Source organism: Dorea sp. AF36-15AT (genome assembly GCF_003477705.1).
GTDB classification, from domain to species: domain Bacteria; phylum Bacillota; class Clostridia; order Lachnospirales; family Lachnospiraceae; genus Claveliimonas; species Claveliimonas ammoniilytica.
In genome coordinates this window covers 100,590-113,244 of record NZ_QUDV01000010.1, presented here as the reverse complement: position 1 = coordinate 113,244, position 12,655 = coordinate 100,590, and the positions used below count along the sequence as shown (strand labels likewise).

Below are 12,655 nucleotides of genomic sequence, written 5' to 3'. Positions count from 1 at the left end.
CAGAACTCAAGGCTGCTTTTTCGTTTACACCAACTCCGATTGTTTCCTTAACAGTTTGTTGAATTAAAAATGAAATAAAGTTTCAGTAATCATAGAGTGTATGGATTCAATTCCATATGCTCTTTTTCTTTTACTTGATTTCAAGAAAAATGCAGAAATCTAATGTTACGAGTTTCTTACGAGTGGCATTAAAAAAAACTCGCAAGAAAACTCGTAAGAAAAAAAGTAAAAAAATTTGCTTTTGACCACTGTAAAACAGGCTCTGAGCGTTTCGTTATATGAAGGGATAATTTTTCTTTCATAATTCAAAGAAAAGAGGACAAAGAAATGTCAGAGAAAAGATGTTATACAGTTCAAACCTTTCTTATCGTAGGTTCCCCGGATTACTTTTTCAACACTCTTTTTTGTGACCACCTTGATGGTGTAGTCTTTGCTTTCAAGTGGATTTTCAACTACATCGGATCACAGTTCAGTACGTCCATATAAAACTCTTTTCGCAGGATGCTTCGTCTGGATTCATCTACAATCTCCGTCATAATAAAAATATCTCTATCATTTCAAAAGAGAATGACAGAGATATTTCGCCCTGCTTATTCTTGTAGTAACCAATCGGCTATATCGTGAATTTCGATTCCTTCATAACTATATTGGGGATGTTTGGTTCTGGCAATAATCATTTTCGGATAAGCATCTCGAATCTGAAGCAGAGGAGAGTATTCTCTCTCAAATGTTTCCTGCCCGGAAATGTTGTCGCTGACCTGAATATAAATCTTCTCGCTGCCTCTCTGAGCAACAAAGTCGATTTCCTTTTGATAGAGCTTGCCGACATAAACATTATATGAAAATAGATCATACGCTCTGTTTTTTTGCAATATTTTATCTTGCGAATTTATCATTGTAACGAATATGCATATCTTCCAAATCCATGAACAATACATAAAATACTTTCCCGTATTGCGGGCTCTCTACAATTCTTCCATGATCAAGAACAGAAAAATAAGTTCCGTTAGCTTTTCGAAGATGAAAGTGAATATAGTCATTTTCATTGCCATTGTCAATCTGTTCCCAGATACTTGATTCTATCTGTTGCTGTTCATCTTCACGAATCAAGTTGCGAAAACTTTTCTCAGTAAGTCTGAACAGTTCATCTATATCTTTATATCCGGACATATGAAGAAATTCATCATTTGCAAAAAATAGTTCATCATCTTCTTTGTCAGCTCTGTATATGATGAATGCACCTGGAAGATGTTCAGAGATATCCTTGAATGTGAATCCAAGTTGTTTGCGGGCACCTGACCGAAGTCCTTCTCTGTAGACCATACATCCATTTTTTCCATGAAGCTTTATTTCATAAAGAGCGGCATCTGCGCAGCGCATGAGCTGTGAACGATTGGATGCAAATGTTGGATATTCTGCATATCCTAGAGAAATATAAAATGCATGTTCCTTACCATGGTATGAGAATGATTTAGGAAGTTTGGTGAATTTCTGCAGCTGTATATCTGCTTCTGCAAAGGTACAATTTGGTAAAAGAATGCAGAATTCGTCACCACCATTTCTTCCAAGTAATGCATCGGATGGGAAAAAAGTCTTCATGCTGTCTGCAAGATTCTTTAGCGCCCTGTCTCCGTAATTATGTCCATAGATATCATTAATAAACTTGAAATCATCGATATCAAGGAGCGCAGCCACAAAATGTGCTTTTGGATTTTTTTGAATCATTTTTTCTGTAAATTCATCAAATCCATAGCGGTTATAAATATTTGTAAGAGAATCTGTGCGCGCCAGTATCTGAAACTTTTTCTTATGTTCATTTTCTACTAACCATATTCTGGTAAGAACTGACAGGAGAAGGCTTATTGTAAGAAACATTCCGATGATGATTGTCAGTAGAGTGGCATTTCTCCATCCACTTTTAGGACTTACTTCAAATTTCCAGTTTTCATCTCCTATTGTAAATGTATAAGAAACAGGATGATTTGTTTGCCCATCTGATTGATAAACCACTTTATAAGTATCACTCCATGGAGCGACTGTTTTTGAAATTTTATATTCGTATCCAAAATTTGAAAGTGCACTGATTGAATCTGAAAAAATATCCGGAACACGCAGGATAACAATAGTAAATCCCCAGAAATACTCATGTCCGTTTTTATCTTTCAGGTATACGGGATTGCGGACTGCAATTCCATATCCTCCCTGTTTTAATTTGAAGGGGCCCTGCGTAATGATTGTATGGTTGTCTCTTGCGTAACAGGAAATTTTTCTGCGGTCTTTATCATGGAGCAAATCAATCTTACCTGCCTCATTTTCATTAGCCGGATAAATATCTGTAACAACACCATTAGGAGCGAGCTGTACACTTTCAATAGAATCAGACATAAGATTTCCTGCAATTGTTTCAAACTGATGGATTTCGCCATCTTCACTTATTAAGATTTGCTTCAAGGTATCTGTGATCTCAATTCCATTTGTAATTTCATTCTTTATTTGTTCGCCATAGGTGGCTACGTTTAATTGTGCTGTTATGTGTCTCTGCTCTTTTTCGTGGGTGTCTGTTTTGTATACAATCAAACTAACAAGGCATATGCCCAGTAAAAAAACGATAAGAGGCACAAGTGTTTGCTTTTTCACTTGGTTTACCTCGTTTTGTCCATGAGAATTTTTATAATAAAGCATTATAGCACAGAAGTTGAAAAACAGAATAGGTTTTATGAAAAAAACGAACTGTGCATAATCCTTATACATCTATGACAGAAGAATGTATATCGATATTTATGACATTTATAAATTACTTCCAATCATTCCGCAAAATGAGGAGTTCAAAATCTTATTAAAGATGTACGTAGTGTCCGCTTGACTAAATACACATTGACAAGCATCTATGCGTATGGTAATTTGATATATAGATGATTGTCTATGTGAGGTGGCAAAATGGATACAAGAGACATGATACTAATATGCAAAGCATTATCGGATACAAATAGACTGGAGATTGTTCAGATGCTGTCAGATGGAGAAAAATGCGGATGTAAGATTTTGGATAAATTTGATATCAGGCAGCCCACTTTATCCCATCACATGAAAATATTGGTTGACTGTGGGCTTGTAAATGACCGCAAGGAAGGCAAGTGGCATCATTATTCTCTGAACAAAAAAGTAATAAGAGAGGCAAGTTCATTTGTTGAAGCTTTGGGAATGTAGGAAATGGAAATGAAAGAAGAATGTATTATATGTAAAGCACCACTTATATATCTTGAAAAAGATGAAATGATGGAGTGCGTGTTATGCCATAAAAAGGAATTAAGCAAAACCCGATGTGAGCAGGGTCATTATGTATGTAATGAATGCCATACAAAAGGAATGGATGTAATTATAGACATATGTCTTAGTGAAACATCTAAGAATCCGATAGAAATTATAAGAAAAATGATGGAACAGCCATTCTGTCATATGCATGGACCAGAGCATCATGTTATGGTTGGTTCAGCGCTCCTTGCTGCATATAAAAATGCAGGTGGTGAGATTGATTTGCCAGAAGCGTTACTTGAAATGATGAATCGCGGAAAAGCTGTTCCGGGTGGCGTATGTGGATTCTGGGGTGCTTGTGGTGCTGGAATTAGTACAGGAATGTTTATATCAATAATCTCAGGAGCGACTCCACTTAAAAATGAACCTTGGGGTTTGGCTAATAAAATGACTTCCAAGGCACTTGACGCAATCGGAAGCATTGGTGGACCAAGATGTTGTAAAAGAGATTCCTATATAGCCATAATCTCAGCGATAGACTATGTGGAAGAGAATTTCAATATACAAATGGAAAAGCCTGTTATAAAGTGTATTCATTCTGATAAGAACAACCAATGTATTAAGGAGAGGTGCCCATTTCATGAATAAGAAAAAAGTCGCATTTATCTGTGTTCATAATTCATGCCGTAGTCAGATGGCAGAGGCATTGGGAAAACATCTGGCATCAGATATATTTGAAAGCTATTCGGCCGGAACAGAGACAAAGCCTCAGATTAATCAGGATGCCGTTCGTATCATGAAAGAGATTTATGGAATAGACATGGAAGCAAATGGTCAGCATAGTAAGCTGATTACTGATATCCCAGATGTTGATATTGCAATATCCATGGGATGCAATGTGGGATGTCCTTTTATTGGAAAGGTGTTTGATGATAACTGGGGACTTGATGATCCAACGGGGAAATCAGATGATGATTTCAAGGCTGTGATACAGCGGATTGAGGAGAATATCATTGAGCTAAAGAAAAGCTTGAGTGAAAGTTAAAGTGGAGTTTTGCGTGAGCAAACTACTTTGTTTAATCTGCGGAAAACAAAGAAGTCTATGCAAAAGAACGTGTAGAACGTTTAAGAAGAGATCGTGTTGCTGTAATTTGCAGAGATAGTAATTTGGTAACGACAGTCTACACAGTGATTGGCAATCCGCTCTATTGTCACCTCTTATTTGGGGATGTGAATCAGAGAAAAAGCGGAAAAGAAAATATCAAAAAAATGACGAATAAAGATAAGCCTGTGGTAGAATGGAAAAAAGAAAATGAAAGCTATAGGAGAAAGAAAATGGTAAAGCAAATTGTAAGAGATATTTTCTTTTTAGGTCAGCCATCCGAACCAGCTACGAAAGCAGATATCCAGGTTGGAAAGGATCTGCAGGACACACTGCAGGCAAACCGGGAACGGTGCGTTGGTATGGCTGCCAATATGATTGGTGTAAAAAAGAATATCATTATTGTAAATATGGGATTCATGGATGTAGTGATGTTTAATCCGGTGATTGTTTCAAAGCGTGACATGTATGAGACAGAAGAAGGTTGTTTATCCTTGGATGGTGTTCGTAAAACGACCAGATACCAGGAAATAGAAGTAGATTATTATGACTTCAACTGGAAAAAACAGCGTCAGAAGCTGTCAGGATGGACGGCACAAATCTGTCAGCATGAAATTGATCATTTATCCGGAAAGATTATTTAACCAAAGCGGATTGCGAGGTGACTGATATGCTGAAAAATGTACTGATTGTGGTGGATGATATAGAAAAATCCATAGAGTTTTATAAGGATTTATTTGGAATGCAAGTGATTCTTAAGAATGAAGGTAATGTGATCTTATCGGAGGGGCTTGTTTTGCAGGATGCCGACATATGGGAGAAAACATTGGATGAAACTTCTACGCCATTCAATAACATGATGGAACTGTATTTCGAGGATTTTGATATAGATGGATTGATTGCGAAATATGAATCTGGTAAGCATTTCGTTCGATATGCCACAAAGTTGACAGAACTTGCAGGTGGGCAGAAGCTTGTAAGACTGTATGATCCGAGTGGTAATCTCATTGAGGTTCGCACTCCGTTCAGATGTAATTAAAGGAGAGATTATGCAGATATAGACATGGATGAAATTGAGCCGTGTGTTCCGAATGGACTTAGATTGGAGGCAAGGAGTATAATGAAATTTTATAATATATTTTTCAGCCCGACCGGGGGTACAAAGAAAGTGGCAGATATTATTATTAACGGGGCTAAACAGGAAGCTGAAGTAATCGACCTGATCAAAGAACCAGATAAGATTAAAAAGGCACAATTTAAAAAAGATGATGTGTGTCTGGTTGGTGTACCGTCTTATGGAGGACGCATTCCGTCAGTTATAACAGAAATGTTTCGAAATGTAAAGGCAGACGGTACGAAGGCGATTCTTGCAGTGGTATTTGGAAACCGTGCAATTGACGATACTTTACTGGAGTTACAGGATATTCTGGAAGCGTCAGGTTTTGTATGCATCGCAGGAATGGAGGCTGTCGCAGAACATTCTTTATTACACCAATTTGGAACCGGTCGTCCGGATTCGCAGGATGAAAAGGAATTGATGGGATTTGCTACAAAGATTATGGAAAATATTGCAACGCAAAGAACACCTGAGTTTCCGGGAAACAGACCATATCGTCAATATGGTGGCGTGCCGTTTAAACCGACTGTAAATAAAAAGTGTACTTCTTGTGGTCTGTGTGCAAAAGAATGCCCAACAGGCGCTATTTCATTGGATGATCCGAAGATTACAGATAATGATAAGTGTATTTCTTGCATGCACTGCGTGGCAGTCTGTCCAAAGAAGGCAAGAAACTATAGTAAATTTATTAGCTTTATAGCCGGACGGAACATGAAGAAGATTTGTTCAGGCAGGAAAGAAAATAAATTATATTTATAATACAATAGAAAATAAGTCACACATTAAAAACACAGAATGTACAAAAGGAGAAGAATTATGAAGTTTAAAATGATTCATGAAAACTACAATGTATCAGACCTGGACCGATCTATTAAATTTTACAACGAGGCCCTTGATCTGCACGAAGTAAGAAGAAAGACTACCGATGATTTTATCATTGTGTATCTGAGCAACGATGTAAGTGATTTTGAGTTGGAACTTACCTGGCTTAAAGATCATCCGCAGCCATATAATCTGGGTGAATGCGAATTCCATCTGGCATTCCAGGCAGAGGATTATGAGGCAGCGCACAAAAAGCACGAAGAGATGGGATGTATTTGTTTTGAAAATGAAGCAATGGGAATCTATTTCATTGTAGATCCAGATGGATACTGGCTTGAAATCCTGCCGTAAAGCTGGTTAGAAAATCGAATAAAGCTGATGTATATTGGCAATTTAAATGTGTTATAATCGGGAGAATGAGGAATTTGACGTATGAAAAAAAAGAAACGTTATCTGGCCGCATTGGTGGCGGGTGTACTTTTAGCAACTGCTGTTTTATCCGGATGTGGACAATCTAAAAAAGAGATATCTAAAAATGATGATCACCTTACCGTGTATTTGTGGGAAAACCGTTTGATGAAAAATATTGCTCCATATATCCAGGAGCAGTTTCCAGATCACGATATTGAATTTATTGTTGGTAACAATGATACTGATTTATACAGCTATTTTGAAGAACATGGTGAACTGCCGGATATCATAACAGTACGTCGATTTTCTGGAACAGATGCACAGGATTTACAGCCTTATCTTATGGATTTCGCTTCTTATGATGTGGTTTCCAGGTATTACTCCTATGCATTACAATACTATAAAAATTCAAAAGATGAAATTCAGTGGCTTCCTATTTGCGGTATCCCGCAGACAATCATTGCCAACAAGACATTGTTTGATCAGTATGGAATCAAGATTCCGGAAAACTATGAAGAATATGCACAGGCATGTCAGCAATTTTATGATAACGGTATAAAACCTTATTCCCTGGATCTTGCAGAAGACTGGTCTGCACATGAGGTGATTCAGACAGGTGCAATTGGTGAATTCATGAGTCTGGACGGAATCAAATGGCGAAGCTCAGCTGAAAGTGCATCAGAGGATATAGAGTTTGATGATGCATTATGGGAGCGTATTTTCTCAGAAACCAATACATTTCTAAGGGATTCACATTTTACGAAAGAGGATATCAGCGTTGATATTAACACTGCAACTCAGATGTTTCTTGAAGGAAAAGCAGCGATGTTTCATGGATATCCGGCGCTTATGCAGGATTTTCAGGAACAGATGGATGCAGAATTAATTCGTATACCGTTTTTTTCACAAATTTCGGATGAAGCTTTTATAAATATGACCCCTTCTCTAAATATAGCATTCAACAAAGATCTGGAAAAAGATCAGGAAAAACTGGATCTGGCATTAGATGTTCTGGATTGTATGATCTCAGAAGAAGGACAAAAGCTGATAGCAGATGGAAGTGGTGTGATTTCATTAAATATAGATGTTCCAAGCATGATGGAAGATGTACCTGGACTGGAAGATGAGATTAGTGATAATTCTGTTTATATCCGATATTCTGCTCAAAAATCTTTTGATGCCAGTCTTGAGGCCGTTCACGGATTGCTGTCAGGGGAAATGGATGCAACGCAGGCCTATAATGTTTTTCGTAATGTAATGAACAGTAAAGACACAGAAGAAAAAGCTACAGTAAATTTTGAACATAAGTATTCTATTTCGCTGAATGATAAAAATGGTCGTGATGCGGCATCTTCGATTTTAACTACAATCAGAAAAGAAAATGATGCACAGCTGGCTTTTGCGCCATATTATTATTTTACTTCGTCTGTTTATAAAGGGGAATGCGCTAGCAGTCGAGTTGCGCTAATGACAGCGAAGAGTTCTGATACTTCATTATATCTTGCTAAAATAAACGGCAAACAGATACATGAACTTGTGAGTGAATATTTGACGGATTCTAACGATGATTTTTCTGTAACTGATAAATATGAATTACCGATAGCATCTGGTATGAAAATAGTTATCAAAGATGAAGAAAATAAATTCTCGTTAAAGGATATAATAGTAAATGAAAAGAAATTAGACGAAGAAAAAGAGTATTCTATTCTTCTTACGGAGACTACAATGTCTATTTTGAAAAAAATAAATCCGGAATGTGCAATCGAGCAGCTTAATGACACTACATTATCAAGTGCTTGGGTTTCAGCTATGGCAAACGGACAGCAGCCGTCAGCACCGGAAGATTATATAGAGGTTGAAAAATAAAAATGAGGATAGAACAAAAGATAACAAAAAGAAAAAGGATTATAGTTCGATTGTTTGTGGTGAGTCTCATTCTTTCAAGCCTGATTTTTATAAAACTATTATTGAACAGAATGGACAAGTATATTGATGAAAACGGAAAAAGCAGTATGAGAGCAGTTATCGAACAGATGCAGCAGACTTATGATCTTCAGGTGAATGGATATTACAGTCAACTGCATTTGCTTGAGGATTCTCTACTTCAGGAGAAAGAACTGTCCCTTGAAACAGATAAAAAATTTTTTGAAGTTTGGCAGAAAGAATCTGAAAGTACACTTATATTCCTTCAGGAAAATGGAAAGGCAATAACGGCAGATGGAACAAAACTGCGGGTTGATATGCCAAGTAAGTTACTGCTGGATCTAAGGAATGGATATAACATAGGAAAACTAGTTTGCCTTGATTATGAACATACGAAAAAAGAAGGTTATTTAGTTGCAATTCCGTGTGAGGAGTATACGATTAATGGGGAAACTTATACAGCAATTGGAACCGTGTATAATCATTCAAGGCTGGATTCTATGTTAAAGCTTAAAGGATATGATGGGAATGCATATCTGTTCATGTTAGACAGTGATGGAAATGTTACCTATACCAATCAGGAAGAAGACATATTTTTTAGAAATTATTCTTTACTGAAGCACCTACTAAAAGCGCAGGCCATTACAAAAAACGAGATGGCAATCCTTAACAAAAAGCTTGAAAAAAAAGAGCAGGGAGTAGAACTTTTGGGAAAGGAAAACCGCTACTATCTTGGGTACTGCCCGATAGAAAGTAACAACTCCATGTTAATCTGTATTGTGAAAAAAGGCGTTGTAGATAATGTGCTGAGAGATTATCAGAAAACGATAGTATTTGCAACAATACTCATGACAGGTTTTGTACTTTTGCTTTTTGTTGGATTATTCTACAGCGTTTCTAATCTCAGTATTGCCAACAAAAAAGCTGAATATGAGAAAAGAAATAATGAACTTCAACTACAGGCAATGAAGGAGATGAAAACGGCCAACAAAAAGCTGAATAAAGCAAAGAACATTGCTACAGAAGCACTGCAGACAGCTGAAAATGCAAATAAGGCGAAAACGGAGTTTCTGTCCAATATGTCGCATGATATTCGTACGCCAATGAATGCAATTATTGGTATGACTTCTTTGATCAGACATGATGCGGACAACAAAGATAAAGTGATAGAGTATGCAGATAAAATAGATATTTCATCACAGCATCTATTAGGGATTATTAATGATGTTTTGGATATGAGCAAGATTGAGGCGGGAAAAACAGTTTTTAAGTATACAGATTTTTCTATTCTGGATTTTATTACGGAACTCAATACCGTATTCCATTCACAGATAACCGAAAGAAAGCAGACTCTTACGGTTACAAAAGAAAATATCCGGCATGAATGGGTGAATGGAGACCAGGTTCATTTGATGCAGATTTTCAGCAACCTGTTATCTAATGCGATGAAATACACGCAGGAAGGTGGAATGATTCAGTTCCTGATAGAAGAATGTGAAACGAATTCATCTGTCTATGCAAAGTATCGTTTCTTAGTCAGTGATAATGGCATGGGAATGTCAGCAGATTTCAAAGATACAATCTTTGATGCTTTTTCTCGTGCGGAAAGTTCTGTGACGAATAAGATACAGGGAACTGGCCTTGGAATGGCTATTACCAAAAATCTGGTTGAAGCTATGGGAGGAACGATTGATGTGGAGAGTGAACCGGGACAGGGAAGCTGTTTTGAGGTTCTCATAGACCTGAGAATTGCAGAGGACAAATCGGTCTCGCTGGCATCACAGTCAGAAAAAAAAGAGCCGGATGTCAATAGTCTGCAAGGAATGCGTTTTTTGTGTGCAGAGGATAATGAACTGAATGCGGAGATACTAAAAGAATTGTTAAGGATAGAGGGTGCAGAGTGCATAATCTGTGAGAATGGTGAAAAAGTCTTAGAGGCATTTGAACAGTCGGTTCCAGGTGACTATGATATGATTCTTATGGATGTGCAGATGCCGGTCATGAATGGTTATGAGGCAACGATGGCAATCCGCAAAAGTTCACATGAACTGGCAAAGACAATCCCGATTATTGCTATGACCGCCAATGCATTTTCAGAGGATATTCAGCGTTCTCTCGCGGCTGGAATGAATGCCCATATATCAAAACCGGTTGATATGAAGATGCTGAAAAAAACGATAATTGATCTGATACTTTAAGATGTTAATATGCTCTTTTATTATGCCAAACGCCAAGGGCATAATAAAAGAGCTAGATGTATTAGTCAGAGAATTTATCACTGTAACGAATATGCATATCTTCCCAATCCATGAACAATACATAACTGCTTGCTTTACCTCGTTTTATCTGCTACTCTTTTTGAGTGTTTCTTTTGTTTCATTCAGTAATTCAATATTTAATCCGTTTTCGCTGGCGGTTTTGTCCACCCAGAGATTCAGGGAATCTATCGCCAGAGATACTTCGTCCAATTTCTGACTGATAAATGCAAAATCTTTGATTTCATCATCGGTAATCTTGCCGTCACGCGCAATCTGAATGAGGCGCCCGGTAAGGGGATTGATCTCATTGAGACTGGCAATTGTCTCCAGGATGATACTAGAGAGCTCCGATACCTCTACTTCTGGGACGTAGCGCTCACCAATAGCGCATTTGTGGGAACAGTAGTAGTTACAAAGATCTGGTCTTTTATAACAGTCCGCCATTTGGACAATGTCATATGGCGTTGGTTCCTGCAGTTCATATTCTATCTTTTCAATCTTTGAATCAGAGATGCCGTCCATTAGTTCAGCTGCCTTTTCTCGGGTAAGACCTTGAGCTTCCCGGCAGATCTGATATATCGTTTTATTTTTGCGAGTTGATTGTTTTCCCATTGTGATACCTCATATCTCTCTGAATTGGAGAAATACAAGAGTATATTTCCACGTTTCAGAAGTAGATTATTATTCTTTATTGATTATAATAGAATCATACCAAAACAGCAAGAACAAGCGAAGTGGGGTGAACGGCTTGGATACAGCAAAGAGATTACAGCTGATAAGGGTAATAGAAAAAATAGAGAAAAATCCCGAATTCAGCGACAGACTCAGAGTGAAAAATAAATCAGAATTCAGGTCGAAAGAACCCGCGAACAAAAACTAATAAAGAGTCGAAGAGAGAGTCGACAGAAGGAGAAGAAAATGTTGTCATTATTATTTACCATATGTATGATTTGGATATTCGGAAAGTTATTTATCTTTGGAGTTAAAGCAGCCTGGGGAATATCGAAGTTATTACTAACGGTTGTATTTCTTCCATTGATCCTGATAGGAATGGTAATCGGTGGTCTGATGTCAATTGCATTTCCGATATTAATTATTGTTGGAATTGTAGCATTAGTAGCGCCGGGAAGGTAACAAAAGGTCTGACATATAAGGGTGAAAGAGGTAAAGAAAATGAAGAAAAAGATAAAAAGAATCGTGATTATTGTACTGATTATATTAGCCGGAATCGGAATATTTAGCGGAGTAAGTTATTATAGGAATTCAAAAGCAAAAGATACAACGCCGTTGGAAACAGTATTGGAAAAATCATCGGATCTTACAACACAAAAACTTGTAATCACGGATGTATTTGAATGTTCCAAAGGAAAGGTCCCGATTCTTACAAAGAATAATTTTCTGGTAAGATACCAGACAACTGTTACAGCCGGATTTGATGTAAATAAAGCGGAAATTAAGGAAACAGATAATAAAATAACGGTAACGATTCCACACTGCACTATTGATGAAGATTCAATTAAGATCAAATCAGATGATCTGAAAATCTATGATACAGGTTTTGCAATCTTAAATGTGAATCAGGATGATCTGCTGGAGGTAGTCAGTGAGGCAGAAAGCAGAGCAAAGAAGCAGGCAAATTCTTCGGAATATGGTCTCTTGGATGCAGCAGATGCCAATGCAACCAATATAGTTCGTGGTTTATTTGAAAATGTGGCTGATGGCAGAGAAGTTGTGGTGGAATTTAAGTAGATGAATGCAGGAAAAGTAATT

At 37.4% G+C, this 12,655-nt stretch carries 13 protein-coding genes and 1 pseudogene; 11 read left to right on the top strand and 3 right to left on the bottom strand.

Features of this window, described 5'->3' with window-relative positions; all coding sequences use genetic code 11:
* Positions 1-590: 590 nt before the first annotated feature.
* Both DWZ93_RS13370 and DWZ93_RS13365 read right to left on the bottom strand, forming a co-directional pair.
* Positions 591-839 (bottom strand): annotated as a pseudogene (locus DWZ93_RS13370) (ATPase); the annotation flags it as partial.
* Between the two features lie 37 nt (positions 840-876).
* The gene (locus tag DWZ93_RS13365) at positions 877-2,751 is read right to left on the bottom strand and encodes a diguanylate cyclase domain-containing protein (RefSeq protein WP_243061298.1); all 1,875 of its coding nucleotides are present in this window, start codon (positions 2,749-2,751) and stop codon (positions 877-879) included.
* A 186-nt stretch (positions 2,752-2,937) separates the two neighbouring features.
* Between DWZ93_RS13365 and DWZ93_RS13360 the strand changes: the two genes are divergently transcribed.
* The 9 genes from DWZ93_RS13360 to DWZ93_RS13320 all read left to right on the top strand — a co-directional run bounded on the left by DWZ93_RS13360 (position 2,938) and on the right by DWZ93_RS13320 (position 10,825).
* Complete coding sequence (locus DWZ93_RS13360; RefSeq protein WP_118384525.1) at positions 2,938-3,207, top strand: ArsR/SmtB family transcription factor; 270 nt, start codon at positions 2,938-2,940, stop codon at positions 3,205-3,207.
* 9 nt (positions 3,208-3,216) lie between these two features.
* A complete protein-coding gene (locus DWZ93_RS13355; protein ID WP_199665597.1) occupies positions 3,217-3,900 on the top strand; it encodes a DUF5714 domain-containing protein in 684 nt (227 codons plus the stop codon).
* A complete protein-coding gene (locus DWZ93_RS13350; RefSeq protein WP_118453230.1) occupies positions 3,893-4,297 on the top strand; it encodes an arsenate reductase ArsC in 405 nt (134 codons plus the stop codon). Before DWZ93_RS13355 ends, DWZ93_RS13350 begins: the two co-directional genes overlap by 8 nt.
* Positions 4,298-4,587: 290 nt before the next feature.
* Entirely contained in the window at positions 4,588-4,998 is a 411-nt protein-coding gene (locus DWZ93_RS13345) for a peptide deformylase (RefSeq protein WP_118384526.1), read from the top strand.
* Between the two features lie 26 nt (positions 4,999-5,024).
* Positions 5,025-5,393, top strand: a complete 369-nt coding sequence (locus DWZ93_RS13340; protein WP_118453229.1) for a VOC family protein — start codon at positions 5,025-5,027, stop codon at positions 5,391-5,393.
* Positions 5,394-5,474: 81 nt separating this feature from the next.
* Positions 5,475-6,230, top strand: a complete 756-nt coding sequence (locus DWZ93_RS13335; protein WP_118453240.1) for an EFR1 family ferrodoxin — start codon at positions 5,475-5,477, stop codon at positions 6,228-6,230.
* A gap of 57 nt (positions 6,231-6,287) precedes the next feature.
* Positions 6,288-6,644, top strand: a complete 357-nt coding sequence (locus DWZ93_RS13330; RefSeq protein ID WP_005426079.1) for a VOC family protein — start codon at positions 6,288-6,290, stop codon at positions 6,642-6,644.
* An 81-nt stretch (positions 6,645-6,725) separates the two neighbouring features.
* Complete coding sequence (locus DWZ93_RS13325; RefSeq protein WP_118453228.1) at positions 6,726-8,570, top strand: ABC transporter substrate-binding protein; 1,845 nt, start codon at positions 6,726-6,728, stop codon at positions 8,568-8,570.
* 146 nt (positions 8,571-8,716) lie between these two features.
* Entirely contained in the window at positions 8,717-10,825 is a 2,109-nt protein-coding gene (locus DWZ93_RS13320) for an ATP-binding protein (protein ID WP_118453239.1), read from the top strand.
* Positions 10,826-10,969: 144 nt separating this feature from the next.
* Here DWZ93_RS13320 and DWZ93_RS13315 read toward each other — a convergent pair whose 3' ends face one another.
* Positions 10,970-11,497 (bottom strand): helix-turn-helix domain-containing protein, encoded by a 528-nt coding sequence (locus DWZ93_RS13315; protein ID WP_118453227.1) that lies wholly within the window; start codon positions 11,495-11,497, stop codon positions 10,970-10,972.
* Positions 11,498-11,803: 306 nt separating this feature from the next.
* On the opposite strand from DWZ93_RS13315, the gene DWZ93_RS13310 reads away from it, so the two are divergent.
* Both DWZ93_RS13310 and DWZ93_RS13305 read left to right on the top strand, forming a co-directional pair.
* Complete coding sequence (locus DWZ93_RS13310; RefSeq protein WP_118384568.1) at positions 11,804-12,019, top strand: hypothetical protein; 216 nt, start codon at positions 11,804-11,806, stop codon at positions 12,017-12,019.
* 39 nt (positions 12,020-12,058) lie between these two features.
* Positions 12,059-12,634, top strand: coding sequence for a DUF4230 domain-containing protein (locus DWZ93_RS13305; protein WP_118453226.1), 576 nt, complete (start codon positions 12,059-12,061; stop codon positions 12,632-12,634).
* The last annotated feature ends 21 nt before the right edge of the window (positions 12,635-12,655 follow it).